Raw genomic sequence first — 14,877 nt, forward strand, 5'->3', positions numbered from 1 at the left:
ACCTTTGCTCTTGCGAGATCCGAGGAGAAGGTGGCGTGACAACTCCGGACGACCGGGAGATCGAGGTGGGTGAACACAACCGGAGCGGGTCCCGGGACGGGCATTCGCTTCAGGAATCGGGCGAATCGGTCCGTGCGGGCGACTTCCCCGATCTCGGCGATCGGCGGGTCCGCAACTGGCTGCGGGTGTCCTGGGTGCGTTCCCGGGAGGCCAAGGTCGACGCCGATCGCCCGGCCGCGGACTACGTCGAAGCCCTTCCCACCGACACCGTCCTCACCCGGGCGGCCCGGCCGGTGCTGCGCGCGTTGGCGGCGGAGATCGAGAACGAACCGGTGAGCCTGATCCTCACCGACGGCAAGGGCACCGTGCTCAGCCGTTACGGCGGCGACCGTCGCCTGCTCGGCGCGCTGGACCGGGTCCACCTCGCACCGGGGTTCCGGTACTCCGAGTCCCAGGTCGGCACCAACGGCATCGGCACCGCGCTCGAGGTCGGCGCGCCGCTGCTCATCCGGGGCGACGAGCACTACAGCGGGCATCTGCGCAAGTTCTCCTGCGCGGGCGCACTCGTGACCCATCCCGTCACCGGGGCCCTGCTCGGCGTGGTGGACCTGACCACCGAGGCCGAGAACACGAACTCGCTGCTGCTCTCGTTCGCCAAGCTCGCCGCCACCCGCATCCGGGAGCGGATCCTCGAGGACGCCAACGAGCTGGACCGGGCGCTGCTGCACGACTACCACGCGGCATGCCAGCACTCGGGCCGTCCGGTCATCGCGATCGGCGACGAGGTCCTGATGATGAACGCCCTCACCCAGCAGCGGTTCGACTCGCGCGACCAGGCCGCGATCATCGACCGGACCCGCGACGCGCGGGGACGGCACGAGCCGTTCACCCTGCTCGCCGACCTGCCGAGCGGGACCACGGCCCGGCTGTCCTACCAGCCCACCTTCGTCGACGACCGGCTCGCCGGCGGGGTCGTGCGGATCAAGGAACAGGTCGCCCGGAGCCGGTCCACCCGGGCCGTCGCCCCACCCGCGCCGCGCGCCCTGGCCGGCCGCAGCGCCCAGTGGCAGCGCACCGTCGAAGGCGTCGTCGAGGCGTGCCGGCGCGGCGAATGGCTCGTCCTCGACGGTGAGCCGGGCGTCGGGAAGGCCGCCCTGATCCAGGCGGCGCACGACCACGTCCGGTCCGGGCACGCCCTGACGGTCCTCGACGCGGTCCAGCTCGACGGCGACGAGCTGCCCGAACGCGCGGCTGCGACCCTCGACGACGGTGGCGACCTCGCCGTGCTGCACGCCCACGTCCTCGGCGACGACCAGTTCGCGGCGCTCGAGTCGTTCCTGCAGGCCGTCGCCCAGGACACGCGCGCGCCCGCGCCGTGGGTCGCCCTGACCATGCAGCCGCCGCAGGGGCAGAGCGACACCCACGCGCTGCTCCGCCTCTTCCCGAAGACGATCTCCGTTCCCCCGCTGCGGCATCGACTCGAGGACGTGCCCGACCTGGTCCGGTTCCTGCTCGACGCCGCCGGCGCCTCCGGCCTCACGCTCTCCCCGGCCGCGGCGAACCAGCTCATGCGGCTGTCGTGGAGCGGCAACGTGACCCATCTGCGCGGCGTCCTCGACGAGCTCTGCCGGCGGCGGCGATCCGGGACCGTCGAGCCGGCCGACCTGCCCGCCGAGTGCCGGGCGACGACCCGCCGGAGTCTGACCCGGCTCGAGTCCCTCGAGCGGGACGCGATCGTGGAGGCGCTGGCGCTGCACGGCGGCGACAAGGTGGCCGCCGCGAAGGCCCTCGGCATGTCGCGGGCGACGATCTACCGCAAGATCCGAGAATTCGGCATCACCCTCTGATTCCGAGTGTGCGTGTCAAATTGAGACGACGGGACACTGCTCCGCACGAAACACTGCTGAGCGCAGAGACGTTCACCCCACCGGGGTGACCAGACAGGAGTGATCGATGACCGACCACAACGGACTCACCACCGCTGCCGGCGCACCTGTGCCGGACAACCAGAACAGTCTCACGGCCGGGGCCCGCGGACCCATGCTCCTCCAGGACGTGTGGTTCCTCGAGAAGCTCGCGCACTTCGACCGTGAGGTGATCCCCGAACGGCGCATGCATGCAAAGGGTTCCGGCGCGTTCGGCACCTTCCGCGTCACCCACGACATCACGCGGCACACCCGGGCCGCGCTGTTCTCCGAGATCGGCAAGCAGACCGAGGTGTTCGTCCGGTTCTCCACCGTCGCCGGCGAGCGCGGCGCCGCCGACGCGGAACGCGACATCCGCGGCTTCGCCGTCCGCTTCTACACCGAGGAGGGCAACTGGGACATCGTCGGCAACAACACCCCGGTGTTCTTCTTCCGCGATCCGCTCAAGTTCCCCGACCTCAACCATGCCGTGAAGCGCGATCCGCGGACCAACCTTCGCGACCCCGAGAACAACTGGGACTTCTGGACCAATCTGCCGGAAGCCCTGCACCAGATCACGATCGTGATGTCCGACCGCGGCATCCCCGACGGCTACCGGCACATGCACGGATTCGGTTCGCACACCTTCTCGTTCGTCGATGCCGCGGGCGCCCGGTCGTGGGTGAAGTTCCACTTCCGCACCCAGCAGGGCATCCGGAACCTCACCGACGAGGAGGCCGCGGCCGTGATCGCCGGCGACCGCGAATCCGCCCAGCGGGACCTGTACGAGGCGATCGAGGCCGGGAACCACCCGAAATGGACGCTGTACGTGCAGATCATGCCCGAGGCCGACGCGGCGACCTACCGCTACCACCCGTTCGACCTGACCAAGGTGTGGTCCAAGAAGGACTATCCGCTCCTCGAGGTGGGGGAGCTGGAGCTGAACCGCAACCCGGACAACTACCACGCCGACGTCGAGCAGGCCGCGTTCTCCCCTGCGAACGTCGTCCCGGGCATCGGGTTCTCGCCCGACCGGATGCTGCAGGGCCGGCTCTTCTCGTACGGGGACGCCGCACGCTACCGGCTCGGCGTCAACCACCACCAGATCCCGGTGAACTGCCCCCGGGCCGCCGCCCACGTGAACTCCTTCCACCGCGACGGCGCGATGCGGGTGGACGGCAACCAGGGCAGCGTCCCGAGCATCGAGCCGAACTCGTACGGCCGATTCCAGGAGCAACGCGGGTACGCCGACCCGCCGCTGACCGTCGGTGCCGTCGCGGACCGATTCGACTACCGCGCAGACGACGACAACTATTTCGAGCAGCCCGGGATCCTGTTCCGCGCCATGACCGCCGAGCAGCAGACCGTGCTGTTCGAGAACACCGCGCGCGCGATCACCGGGGCATCGGTGACGACGATCGAACGGCACATCGCCAACTGCACGCAGGCCGATCCGGCCTACGGTGAGGGAGTTCGCAAGGCCTGCGAGGCACTGGGGGCGTTGTGAGCGACCGGTGATCCGTCCGGCAGCCGCGCAACCCTCGGTCGTTCGCCGCGTCGAGTGCCGACGCGGCCGACAGGCGGGCGCGCGGCTGCCGGCCCGGGCGGCTCAGCCCAGCCAGTCCAGCACCGCGGCCGCGGTCCACGACTGCTGCATGCTGCCGAGCGGCTCGCCGGTGAACGGCTCGTAGTACTCCGCGAACGAGCCGTCGCTCGCCTGCCGCAAGCCCTCCGCTCGCAGCAGATGGGCGCGCTCCGCCCAGCCGCGGCGGGCGAACGTCCACGAGAACAGCCACGTCATCACCGGCCACACCGGTCCCCGCCAGTACTCGCGCGAACGGAAGTCCCGGGAGACGGGGGACGTCGAGGGTGGCACGGCGTAGCGCAGGTCGGGGTGCCCGCAGAACTTCGGGCCCTCGAAGGTGCGCAACAGGGCCCGTTCGGTGCCGCGGGGCAGACCCCCGCACAGCAACGGCGCGAACATCGCGATCGTGTCGGTGGCCATCCAGCGGCCGCTGCGCAGGTCGAAGTCCTTGGCGGCGCCGGTACGCGGATCGGTGGTGTCGAGCACGCCGCGACGGAACCGGTCCGCGTACTCGTGCAGCTCACGCACGTCCGCATTCGGGCGCGAATGCTCCTCCCCGATGACGGCGAGCACCTCGCACGCCAGCGCGAACACGGCACTGACGAACACGTCCTCGACGGCGAAGCTCATGGCCGTGGCCAGGGCGTCGTCGTCGTAGCGCACCTCCTTCATCTCCTCGAGCAGCCACAGGTAGCGGGCGTACTCGGCGTCGGTGGGCCGCTGACTCGCGTCGCCGACATGGGCGAGGTCCTCGCGCCGGAACGTCGGCACCGCCCCCGCGACGACGTTGGCGTACGCCGCGTCCCACCGGGGCGAGTTGTCCATGCCGGATTCCCAGCCGTGGTAGAGCGCGATGCGGCCGTTGCCGTCGAGGTCGCGGGCCCGGGCCAGCCACCGGTGCCAGCGCACCAGGTCGGGCCAGCGACGGTCCAGGAACTCCTCGGCGACGGCACGGGTGGTGCGCCCGTGCCGTCGGCTGTGGTCGAGGATCCGCTGCACCGCGATGGCGTGCACGGGTGGCTGGGTGATGCCGGAGGTCTGCGGCCCCTGCGGGGCAGCGGCGGCCAGGTCGGTGCAGGCCCACCGCGCCGGTCCCGGAAAGTAGCCGTCCACCCCGCTCGCGAACACGATGTGCGGGATCATGCCGTTTCGCCACTGCGCGGAGAGCAGGGTGTCGAGTTCGACGACGGCCCGCTCGACGCTCAACGGGGCCAGCCCCACCGCGACGAACGCCGCGTCCCAGCTCCACATGTGCGGGTACAGCTTCGGGGCGGCGCTGGTCATCGTGCCGAGGTCGTTGCCGCGCAGCAGATAGGCAGCCCGCGCGGCGAGCTGGGTGTGGGTGAATCCGCGGTCCGGCATCGCATCATTGTGCGACCGCCCGGCCCTCGGCGCGCGTCGGGGCGCGGTCCCGGACGCCGAGCGGACACCACCCGTTGGCCCGGGCGGTACCGGACCGTCACCTGTACCGGGTGGACTGGCCGGTGGACATTCGTCCGTTCACCACGGATCGTCGGGCACGTTCCTGCCCGTGAAGGGATTTCGAGACAATGGCTTCAGTGACCTTCGACCACGCCACCCGGCACTACGCGGGGGCCGAGTCCCCGGCAGTGGATGCGCTGGACCTGCGCATCGCCGACGGCGAGTTCCTCGTCCTCGTCGGCCCCTCCGGGTGTGGCAAGTCGACCTCGCTGCGGATGCTCGCTGGGCTCGAGGACGTCGACTCCGGGCGGCTGCTCATCGGCGCCGGCGACGTCACCGACGTCGAACCGCGCCACCGCGACATCGCGATGGTGTTCCAGAACTACGCCCTGTACCCGCACATGAGCGTCGCGGAGAACATGGGCTTCGCGCTGAAGATCGCCGGGGTCCCGAAGGACGAGCGCGTCGCCCGCGTGCGGGAGGCCGCGGCGATGCTCGATCTCACGGCCTACCTGGACCGCAAGCCGAAGGCCCTGTCGGGCGGGCAGCGGCAGCGGGTGGCGATGGGCCGGGCCATCGTGCGCAGCCCGCAGGTTTTCCTGATGGACGAACCGCTGTCCAACCTCGACGCGAAGCTGCGCGTGCAGACCCGTAACCAGATTGCGCGCCTGACCCGGCGGCTCGGCGTGACCACGGTGTACGTCACGCACGACCAGGTCGAGGCCATGACCATGGGGGACCGGGTCGCCGTGCTCGACGGAGGCCGGCTCCAGCAGGTGGACACGCCGCGGGCGCTGTACGACCGGCCGGCGAACGCCTTCGTCGCCGGCTTCATCGGCTCTCCGGCGATGAGCCTGTTCGAGGCGCCGATCGCCGACGGCGGGGTGCGGATCGGCGGGCACCTCGTGCCCGTGCCGCGGCACGTGCTCGCCGCCGCGCGGGGTGCCACGGTGACGATCGGCCTTCGCCCGGAGCACCTGGCGTTGTCCGCGGGCGACTCCGGATTCGACGTGACCGTCGACATGGTCGAGGAACTCGGGGCGGACGCCTACGTCTACGGTGGCGCCGCGGTCGAGGGCGACCGCCGCGATGTGGTGTTCCGCACCGACGGACACAACCCGCCGCCGGCGGGCACGGTGGTGCGACTGCAACCGGACCCGGCGCGGGTGCACGTGTTCGACGCCGAAACCGGTATGCGGTTGAGCGCCTGACTCGTGCGGTGGCGGAGCAGGAACGGGCTCGCTCCGCCACCGGTTCGGTCCGCTCAGTTCTGGCAGACGAGGTCGTTCAGGTCCGCGATCGAGCGTCCCGCCAGGGTGGGCCACAGGGTGTGCCCCGGGTTCTCGGGCAGCGGAACCACGTTCGGTACCCCCAGCGTCACGACGCCGGCGGCGCGGGCCGACGCCAGTCCCGGCAACGAGTCCTCGATCGCGACGATGCGTGCGGGGTCGAGCGGTGCGCCCAGGTCGTCACCGAGCGCCTCGACGGCCCGCAGGTACGGCTCGGGGTGAGGCTTGCCGTTGCTCACCATGTCGCCGGTGACCAGGAACCGGAACGTGCCGGTGGGCAGCAGGCGGTCGATCTCGTCGGCGAGGGGCCGTTCGCTCATCGTGACGAGCGCGCACGGCACATCCGCCGCGGCGAGCTCGCCGAGCAGTTCCCGCGCACCCGGCCGCCACGGGACCGCCTGCCGCACCTGGGTCACGACCGAGTCGACGAGCCCGTCGACGATGGCGCGGACGGGCAGGTCCGCCCCGGCACGTTGCAGCACCCGGGCGGTCTCGGGCAGCGCGCAGCCGACGAGTTCGGCTGCCTGCCCGTCGCTCCACGGGATCGAGAACGCGGCCAGTAGTTCCCGCTCGGCGCGGAACCAGTAGGGCTCGGTGTCGACGAGGGTGCCATCCATGTCCCAGAGCACCGCGTGGACGGCGGGGGATGTGTGCATTCGGGGCTACTCCTGATCCGGGTTCGGGGTGGGCGGTACGCGGACGACCTGGACCCGGATTCCGCGGGTGCGCAGAGCGTCGACGAAGTGGGCCGGTGCGGCGTCGTCGACGATCGCGTCGTCGATCGCGTCCCAGCCGGCGACGAGATGGAAGGATCGGCGGCCGATCTTTCCGGAATCGAGCAGCAGGACGCGCCGGTCGGCGACGCGCAGCATCTCGGCCTTGAGCGAGACGATCGAATCCTCCTGGTGGTACAGCCCGTCCGCGTCCGCGGTGGTGGTGGACAGGAACAGGGTGTCCACCCGCACGCCGCGGACGGCGGCGAGCGCTCCGGCGCCCAGGAACGACTCGTGCCCGACGTCGTATGTGCCGCCGAGAGCCACGGTCTCGACAGCGGCGTGACGGGCGAGGGCGGCGAGGCCCGGCAGATAGTTGGTGACCACCCGCAGGTCTTCGGCACCGGCCAGGTGGTCGATCATCGTCGCGACGGTGGTCGAGTCGTCGAGCATGATCGACGTGCCGGGGGCGACGGTCTGCGCCGCGGCGGCGCCGAGCGCCAGTTTCTGCGGCAGCGCGAGGCGGCGCCGGACCGCCGCGGCGATCTCGTAGGTGCCGGTGCGCTCGATGCTGACACCGCCGCGGAACTTGCGGACGACGCCGCGGCGCTGCAGTTCGTCGAGGTCGCGGTGCACCGTCATCAGCGACACACCGAACCGCTCGGCAAGGGCCTGGGCCGTGGCACGTTCGTCCGCCAGCAGCGATTCGAGGATCGCGTCGAGCCTTTCCTGGCGGGGGTTGCGGCTCGCTCTGGACATCGCGCATCACCTCCTCTCGTTCTGATGATCGACACGGACTTTATATCACCAGTCGTGTTATTAACTCCGCGTGAACGGACTGGGAAATGATGGCCGACGGGCCACCAACCGCAAGCAACCCGGACGGGAACCCTCCCCGACTTGGAGATCCAAAACATTGCTTTGCAGATTTTTTCGCGCACTTTTGGATTCCGCGACCGCGTACCGGAGACCTTCCGGCCCGTTTTGACCGGGCGCCGGAACCGGTGCCACCATCGTCCCGGCCGCTTCGGTTCTTAACTACTCGATGTTATTTCGACAAGGACGGTGGACGTGTCCGTGACACTGACCCGGCGCGAGACGGACCCGGCGGTCCGCTCCCCGGACATCCCGGCCTCGGCACCCCGGCCGGGCCGCACCCGGCGCAGGCGCCGCGAGCGACTGTTGTTCGCGCTGTTCGCGCTGCCCAACCTCGCGCTGATCGTCGTATTCGCCTACTGGCCGATCGTCGGCAACGCCTATCTGAGCCTGACCCGGTGGGACATGATCGCCCCGCAACCGTTGTTCGTCGGTCTCGACAACTACCTCGCTCTGTTCACCGACCCCGCGTTCCTGCGGGTGCTCCGGTTGACCGGCATCTGGGTGGTCTGCGTGGTCGGCACCAGCCTGTGCGGAGGACTGGCGCTCGGCCTGCTGTTCAACGTGCGCCTGCCCGGCCGCGGCGCCGTCACCGCACTGGCGTTCTCCCCGCACATCCTCTCCGGGGCCGCCGTCGCCGCGATCTGGCTGTTCATGTTCGACCCCAACTACGGTCTGTCCCGCGTCCTGTTCTCCGTCGTCGGCGCGGACTCTCCGCACTGGACGACGTCCGGGCGGTGGGCCCTGCCGGCCCTGATCATCGTCGCGGTGTGGAAGGGTGTCGGCTTCGTCGCCATCGTCTACCTCGCTGCCCTGCAGTCCATTCCGTCCGAAGTACTCGAGGCGGCCCGGCTCGACGGCGCCGGCCGGTGGCAGTCGCTGCGGCACATCGTCCTTCCGCTGCTCTCACCCACGACGTTCTTCCTGCTCGTCACCCAGGTCATCGCCGCATTCCAGTCGTTCGACCTGATCGCGATGATGACCGGAGGCGGGCCGGCCGGCGCCACGACGACCCTCAGCTGGTTCATCTACCAGCAGGGATTCCGCGAGTTCGACGCCGGGTCGGCCGCGGCCGGCTCGATGATCATGTTCGTGGTGCTGATGGCGACGACGGTGTTCCAGATGCGCTACGTCGAGAAGAAGGTGCACTACTGATGGCCACCCTCGTTCCCCGCCGCATCGCGCGACTGCGGTCGCTGCCCGCGCTCGTCGTGACGGGCCTGGTGTTCGCCGCTCCCTTCCTGTGGATGCTCAGCTCGGCCTTCAAGCCGGAGGCCGAGATCTACCGGTGGCCGCTGCAGTGGCTCCCGAGCGAGTTCGTCCTCGACAACTTCGCCCGCGCCTGGGAGGCCGCCCCGTTCGACCGGTTCCTGATCAACTCGCTCGTCGTCACCGCCGTCGGCGCCACGCTCAAGGTGGTCCTGGCCGTCTTCAGCGCCTACGCGTTCGCGTTCCTGTCCTTCCCCGGACGGAACCTGCTCTTCGTGGCGGTGCTCGGTGCGTTGATGGTACCCGGCCACGTGACCCTGCTGATCAACTACATCACCGTCGGCAACCTCGGTTTGATCAACACCTATGCCGGCATCGTATTACCTGGGCTGGCAAGTGCGTTCGGAACCTTCCTGCTGCGTCAGCATTTCCGCGGGATCGCCCCGGAGGTCCTCGAGGCCGCTGAGCTCGACGGCGCCGGGCACCTGCGCCGGCTGGTGCACTTCGTGCTGCCCATGTCGCTGCCGGCGGTGATCACCGTCGCACTGATCGCCGTCATCGACGAGTGGAACGACTTCATCTGGCCGCTACTGGTGACCAATTCCGTGCAGATGCGCACGCTGCCGATCGGCCTGATGTATCTGAAGGAGACCGAAGGCGTCGACCAGTGGGGCTCGATCATGGCCGGCACCACGTTCGTCGTCGTGCCGATGCTGCTGCTGTTCCTGCTCGCCCAGCGCTACATCATCAGCGGAATGGCCGGCGCCGCCGTCCGCCGCTGACCTCACCCTTCTTCCGCATCACGAAAACCCCTCCAGGAGAGATCATGTCCCCGATTTCCCGCCCCTCGCCGCTCACCTCGGCACGCCTGAGCCGGCGCCGGTTCCTCACCGTCGCCGCGATGGCCTCCGCCGCCGTGCCGATCCTGTCGGCCTGCGGAAGCCCCACTGCCGGATCCTCGGCCTCGTTCGGCCAACCCGAGGTCGCACCGCCGGCCGAATACGCCGGCCGCACCAACGTGGTGATGTGGAGTCCGTGGACCGGCAACAACGGCGACCGGCTCGCCACGATCATCAAGGACTTCAACGACTCCCAGTCCGAGATCTACGCCGAGATCCAGACGTTCAACGGCTACGACGGGGTGTCCGAGAAGCTCGCCGCGGGCCTGCAGGCCAGGCAGATTCCCGACATCGCCGTGTTCTCCGATGTGCACTGGAACATCTTCTTCCTCAACGGCAGCCTCGAACCCCTCGACGGATACTTCACCGACGACTTCGGACCCGCCACCTTCCACACGCGGTTGTTCGACGAGGGCGTCGTGCGCGGACAGTCGTTCTGGGTGCCCTACGGCCGCTCGACACCGCTGTTCTACTACAACAAGGAGGTCTTCGCCGCGGCCGGTCTGCCCGACCGGGCACCGGCCACCTGGGAGGAGTTCCGCGGTTGGGGCAAGGAGATCACCGGTCGCGACTACCGGGGCAACCGACTGCAGATGCGCGCCTATACCGGCACCGACGACTGGTACTTCCAGGGCCTGCTGTGGAACTTCGGCGGCGGCATCTCCGAGGGTCTCGACGTGGTGCTCGACACGCCGGAGAGCATCACGGCCGCCGAGTTCGACCGTGCGATCGTCAACGACGACCGGATCGGCTACCTCGCGCAGAGCATGAACAACGACTTCACCAACGGTCTCGTCGCCACGATCACCAACTCCACCGGCTCGCTCACCGGCCTGATCTCCGGGGCGGACTTCGAGGTGGGCGCCGGCTTCCTGCCCACGGCCACCACCACCGGGGTACCCACCGGCGGCGGCGGACTGTCGATCATGAAACATTCCGCCCCCGAACGGAAGGAGGCTGCCGCGAAGGTCCTCGCATACCTGTCCCGGCCGCAACCGTCGGCCGACTGGACCGTCGGCACCGGCTACCTCCCGGCGACGATCGGCGCGGCCGAATCCGCCACCGTGCAGCAGCGCATGGCCGAGAATCCGTACTACCGGCTCGCCGTCGAACAACTCGACATCGCCCGGCAGCCCGACGCCGTTCGCCGCTACGTCTCGAGCGCCATAGTCGAGATGCGCACCGCCATCCAGAAGCTCTACACCGAGAACGCCGACGCGGCGACGACCCTGCGGCAGACCGCCGAGAAGCTGCGCGTCGAGGCCGACATCCTTCGCCCCCGGTACGAGGAGATGGTCGCCTGATGCCCGCGCCCGAACCCGCCCGCCCCTTCACGATCGTCGGGCATCGCGGCGCGATGGCGCACGCCCCCGAGAACAGTGTCGAGTCGTTCCTGCTCGCCGAGGAACTCGGCGCCGACGAGATCGAGCTCGACGTCCGCCTCACCGCCGACGGCGCCGCGATCGTGCTGCACGACGCGACGCTGGACCGGGTCGCCGCCGACGAGTCGGGGCGTGGTCTCGGCCCGGTCGCGGACCTGGACCTCGACCGGCTGCGCGCCGTGCAGCTCGACTCCGGGCATCCGGTCCTCACGTTCGACGAGGCGCTCGACGCCACCACGGTGACCCTGCAGGTCGAGATCAAGACACCCGCCGTGGTGCCCGAGGTGGCACGCATCGTCGCCGCCCGGCCCGCCGACACCGCCCGTGTCCGCTTCACCAGCTTTCGACCGGAGGACCTGCGGCTGCTGGCCGAGCATGCCCCGACCGTGCCGCGCGGGCTGATCACGCTCGGCTACCCGGACGCGCAGCGGCATCCGGGCGGGATCGAGGCCGTGCTGGCCGAGACCGGGTGCAGCGCCTTCTTCTGCGGCTGGGACGGCCTGACCGCCGCCCTGGTCGACCGCGTCCGGGGCCTGGGCTACGAGATGCACGGCTGGCCGCTGCGAGGACCGGAGGACGTGGGGCGCGCACTCGCCTTCGGCCTGGACGGCGGCACCGCCGACGACCCGGGCGCGGCCCGGTACTGGCTCGCGGCGGCACTCGTTTCCCGACCGGTCGGGTGACGCGGGCCGACGGTGGTGTTTTCCGCCGGCCCGCGCAGGCCATACCGTGGTCGGGGAAACCGTCCGACGGACCCGAGGAGCAGCGGCAGATGAGGATCACCGGCGCAGTCCTGGAGGAGATCGGCCGGCCGCGGCCGTTCGCCGAGTCGAAGCCGATCAGCGTGTCCGAACTCGAGCTCGATCCGCCGGGACCGACCGAGCTCCTGGTACGGATCGAGGCGGCCGGGGTGTGTCACTCCGATCTGAGCGTCGTGGACGGCAACCGGGTTCGTCCGGTGCCGATGCTGCTCGGACACGAGGCGGCCGGACGGATCGTCGAGGTCGGTTCGGCCGTCGACGACTTCCGGGTGGGGCAGCGGGTGGTCATGTCGTTCCTGCCGCGGTGCGAGGCGTGCGACAACTGCGCCGAGGACGGCCGGTTGCCCTGCACCGCCGGGTCCGCCGCCAACAACGCCGGCGAACTCCTGCACGGCGGCCGGCGCCTGCACCGCGACGGTCACCCGGTGCACCACCATCTCGGGGTCTCGGGTTTCGCGACGCACGCGGTGATCGACCGCGCGTCGGCCGTCGCGGTCGACGACGACGTGCCGCCCGACGTCGCCGCGGTGCTCGGCTGTGCCGTGCTCACCGGCGGGGGTGCCGTCCTCAATGCGGCCCGGCCGCGGCCGCAGGACAGCATCGCGATCGTCGGCCTCGGTGGGGTCGGCATGGCCGCTCTCCTGACGGCCGTCGCGCAGGGGATCTCGCGCATCGTCGCGATCGACACTCTCGACGACAAGCTCGCCCGCGCCCGTGAACTGGGGGCGCACGAGACCTACACCCCGGGCGAGGCGCTCGAGCGGGGCGTCGCAGCCCGGTACGTCGTCGAATGTGCCGGCAGCGCACGCGCGTTCGAAACCGCGTTCGCCCTCACGGCACCCGGCGGCACGACCGTGACGGTCGGCCTGCCCGCCCCGACGACGACGGCCGTGATCTCCCCGTTGACGGTGACCGCGGAGGCCCGCACGATCGTCGGCAGCTACCTGGGCTCGGCCGTGCCGCGCCGCGACATCCCCGAGTACGCGCGCCTGTGGCGCGAGGGCCGGCTGCCGGTGGAGGAACTGATCTCCTCCCGGATCCCCCTCTCGCGCATCAACGAGGCCATGGACCAGCTCGCCGACGGCCTGGCCGTACGTCAGGTCGTCGTGTTCGACGACTGAGCGCCGGACGTCGGCCGGGACCAAGGTCCCGGACCGGATATCTTGTGGGAAAATGATTTTCCGGACGTCCGGGGCGGACGGGGACGAGGTGCCCGCGCGTCCCGGCCGCTCGGTCCCCCGCTCGGCGCCGGACTGCTCCGACCGATGGGCGCATGCGACGGGAGTCTTCGGACCCTTTTCTCCCGGTCCTCGGTCCCTCCGGCCGTGCCGGAGTCGAGGTGCGTTTCCCGTCCCGCCGGTGCGCGGCGGGTGCCCGGACCGCTCGCGAACGCGAGTATCCACAGCTGTGGAAAAACCTGTTGATCAGTGATTTTCGACCCGGCCGACGACGACCCCGGCGTCCGCGACGGCCCGGCCCGTCCGGAGCAGCGGGCGGTGTCCGGCGCACCTGGGCGAGTCCACGCCGCGCCGTGGACGTGCTCCACGTCTCATTGCCGATGTCGATGCGGCGGTGCAAGAGTCAGCGCGCCGACGGTCGGCGGCTCCGCTCGGACGTCTGCGCCGCCGGTCGAGCGGGCGGCCGCGAATCCGCCCGCTCGCGGCAGCAGGTCGGAACTCGATGCCCCGCCGGGAGGCGGGCCCGAAGGCAGGAGTCGTGGTCATGGTCGATGTCGCGCCGATACTGAGGACGCCGGACGCGCACCGGCCGTATCCTCCGACCCACCGCCCGAAAGGCTCGAGGATCCTCACGGTCGTCACCTCCACCGACCACAAGGTGATCGGTGTGATGTACATCGTGGCGGCCTTCGCGTGGTTCCTCGTCGGCGGGCTCATGGCGCTGCTCATCCGGGGTGAGCTCGCCGTGCCCGGCCTGCAGTTCCTGTCGAACGAGCAGTACAACCAGCTCTTCACCATGCACGGCACGATCATGCTGCTGCTCTATGCGACGCCGGTGTTCTTCGGTTTCGCCAATTATCTTCTGCCCCTGCAGATCGGGGCACCGGACGTGGCCTTCCCCCGGCTGAACGCGGTGGGCTTCTGGCTCTACGTCTTCGGCGGCCTCATGGCCGCGGCCGGCTTCCTCACCCCCGGGGGCGCCGCGGACTTCGGCTGGACGGCGTATGTGCCGCTGACGAATTCGCTGCACTCGCCCGGCGTCGGCGCGGACCTGTGGATCCTCGGCCTCACCGTCGGCGGCCTGGGCACGATCCTCGGCGCGGTCAATCTCATCACCACCATCGTGTGCCTGCGCGCCCCCGGCATGACCATGTTCCGGATGCCGATCTTCACCTGGAACACCTTCATCGCCTCGCTGCTGATCCTGCTGATCTTCCCGCTGCTGGCGGCGGCGCTGATCGCCCTGTTCGTCGACCGGCAGTTCGGCGCTCACATCTTCGATCCCGGCACGGGCGGTGTCATGCTGTGGCAGCACCTGTTCTGGTTCTTCGGTCATCCCGAGGTATACGTGCTGGCGCTGCCGTTCTTCGGCATCGTCTCGGAGATCTTCCCGGTCTTCTCCCGCAAGCCGATCTTCGGCTACACCGGCCTGGTCTACGCGACCCTGGCGATCGCGGCGCTCTCCATCGCGGTGTGGGCGCACCACATGTACGCCACCGGCGCCGTGCTGCTGCCGTACTTCTCGTTCATGACGTTCCTGATCGCGGTGCCCACCGGCGTGAAGTTCTTCAACTGGATCGGCACCATGTGGAAGGGGCAGCTGACGTTCGAGTCGCCGATGCTGTTCTCGGTCGGGTTCATCGTCACCTTCCTGTTCGG

Annotated in this window: 12 protein-coding genes; 9 read left to right on the forward strand and 3 right to left on the reverse strand. The window is 70.0% G+C overall.

Features of this window, described 5'->3' with window-relative positions:
* Nucleotides 1–35: 35 nt before the first annotated feature.
* On the forward strand, nt 36–1,847 hold the full coding sequence (locus RR3_RS05240; RefSeq protein ID WP_010596328.1) for a sigma-54-dependent Fis family transcriptional regulator: 1,812 nt from the start codon (nt 36–38) through the stop codon (nt 1,845–1,847).
* A 106-nt stretch (nt 1,848–1,953) separates the two neighbouring features.
* Nucleotides 1,954–3,411 (forward strand): catalase, encoded by a 1,458-nt coding sequence (locus tag RR3_RS05245; RefSeq protein WP_017681894.1) that lies wholly within the window; start codon nt 1,954–1,956, stop codon nt 3,409–3,411.
* A 102-nt stretch (nt 3,412–3,513) separates the two neighbouring features.
* On the opposite strand, the gene ggh is transcribed toward RR3_RS05245, so the two are convergent.
* Nucleotides 3,514–4,851, reverse strand: a complete 1,338-nt coding sequence (ggh, locus tag RR3_RS05250) for a glucosylglycerate hydrolase (protein ID WP_040273051.1) — start codon at nt 4,849–4,851, stop codon at nt 3,514–3,516.
* Nucleotides 4,852–5,039: 188 nt separating this feature from the next.
* Here ggh and RR3_RS05255 point away from each other — a divergent pair, with 188 nt between their 5' ends.
* Nucleotides 5,040–6,122 (forward strand): ABC transporter ATP-binding protein, encoded by a 1,083-nt coding sequence (locus tag RR3_RS05255; protein ID WP_040273054.1) that lies wholly within the window; start codon nt 5,040–5,042, stop codon nt 6,120–6,122.
* A 53-nt stretch (nt 6,123–6,175) separates the two neighbouring features.
* Here the strand turns inward: RR3_RS05255 and RR3_RS05260 are convergent, their stop codons facing one another.
* Both RR3_RS05260 and RR3_RS05265 read right to left on the reverse strand, forming a co-directional pair.
* Nucleotides 6,176–6,856, reverse strand: coding sequence for an HAD family hydrolase (locus RR3_RS05260; protein WP_064065928.1), 681 nt, complete (start codon nt 6,854–6,856; stop codon nt 6,176–6,178).
* Nucleotides 6,857–6,862: 6 nt separating this feature from the next.
* Nucleotides 6,863–7,672 (reverse strand): DeoR/GlpR family DNA-binding transcription regulator, encoded by an 810-nt coding sequence (locus tag RR3_RS05265; RefSeq protein ID WP_017681898.1) that lies wholly within the window; start codon nt 7,670–7,672, stop codon nt 6,863–6,865.
* Nucleotides 7,673–7,984: 312 nt separating this feature from the next.
* On the opposite strand from RR3_RS05265, the gene RR3_RS05270 reads away from it, so the two are divergent.
* The 6 genes from RR3_RS05270 to RR3_RS05295 form a co-directional block, all read left to right on the forward strand.
* Nucleotides 7,985–8,944 (forward strand): carbohydrate ABC transporter permease, encoded by a 960-nt coding sequence (locus RR3_RS05270; protein ID WP_026138035.1) that lies wholly within the window; start codon nt 7,985–7,987, stop codon nt 8,942–8,944.
* Nucleotides 8,944–9,780 (forward strand): carbohydrate ABC transporter permease, encoded by an 837-nt coding sequence (locus RR3_RS05275; protein ID WP_017681900.1) that lies wholly within the window; start codon nt 8,944–8,946, stop codon nt 9,778–9,780. Before RR3_RS05270 ends, RR3_RS05275 begins: the two co-directional genes overlap by 1 nt.
* 44 nt (nt 9,781–9,824) lie before the next feature.
* Nucleotides 9,825–11,201 (forward strand): ABC transporter substrate-binding protein, encoded by a 1,377-nt coding sequence (locus tag RR3_RS05280; RefSeq protein WP_017681901.1) that lies wholly within the window; start codon nt 9,825–9,827, stop codon nt 11,199–11,201.
* Complete coding sequence (locus RR3_RS05285; protein ID WP_017681902.1) at nt 11,201–11,962, forward strand: glycerophosphodiester phosphodiesterase; 762 nt, start codon at nt 11,201–11,203, stop codon at nt 11,960–11,962. Before RR3_RS05280 ends, RR3_RS05285 begins: the two co-directional genes overlap by 1 nt.
* Before the next feature lie 89 nt (nt 11,963–12,051).
* Nucleotides 12,052–13,161, forward strand: a complete 1,110-nt coding sequence (locus RR3_RS05290) for an alcohol dehydrogenase catalytic domain-containing protein (protein ID WP_064065927.1) — start codon at nt 12,052–12,054, stop codon at nt 13,159–13,161.
* 601 nt (nt 13,162–13,762) lie between these two features.
* On the forward strand, nt 13,763–14,877 hold a 1,115-nt coding region (locus tag RR3_RS05295), incomplete at its 3' end, for a cbb3-type cytochrome c oxidase subunit I (protein WP_174557548.1).

This window comes from Rhodococcus ruber NBRC 15591 (assembly GCF_001894945.1).
In the GTDB taxonomy this organism is placed as follows: domain Bacteria; phylum Actinomycetota; class Actinomycetes; order Mycobacteriales; family Mycobacteriaceae; genus Rhodococcus; species Rhodococcus ruber.

Coding starts and splice junctions, on each gene's coding strand:
- RR3_RS05245 (WP_017681894.1), top strand. CDS start 1,954: ATGACCGACCACAACGGACTCACCACCGCTGCCGGCGCACCTGTGCCG.
- ggh (WP_040273051.1), bottom strand. CDS start 4,851: ATGCCGGACCGCGGATTCACCCACACCCAGCTCGCCGCGCGGGCTGCC.
- RR3_RS05255 (WP_040273054.1), top strand. CDS start 5,040: ATGGCTTCAGTGACCTTCGACCACGCCACCCGGCACTACGCGGGGGCC.
- RR3_RS05260 (WP_064065928.1), bottom strand. CDS start 6,856: ATGCACACATCCCCCGCCGTCCACGCGGTGCTCTGGGACATGGATGGC.
- RR3_RS05265 (WP_017681898.1), bottom strand. CDS start 7,672: ATGTCCAGAGCGAGCCGCAACCCCCGCCAGGAAAGGCTCGACGCGATC.
- RR3_RS05275 (WP_017681900.1), top strand. CDS start 8,944: ATGGCCACCCTCGTTCCCCGCCGCATCGCGCGACTGCGGTCGCTGCCC.
- RR3_RS05280 (WP_017681901.1), top strand. CDS start 9,825: ATGTCCCCGATTTCCCGCCCCTCGCCGCTCACCTCGGCACGCCTGAGC.
- RR3_RS05285 (WP_017681902.1), top strand. CDS start 11,201: ATGCCCGCGCCCGAACCCGCCCGCCCCTTCACGATCGTCGGGCATCGC.
- RR3_RS05290 (WP_064065927.1), top strand. CDS start 12,052: ATGAGGATCACCGGCGCAGTCCTGGAGGAGATCGGCCGGCCGCGGCCG.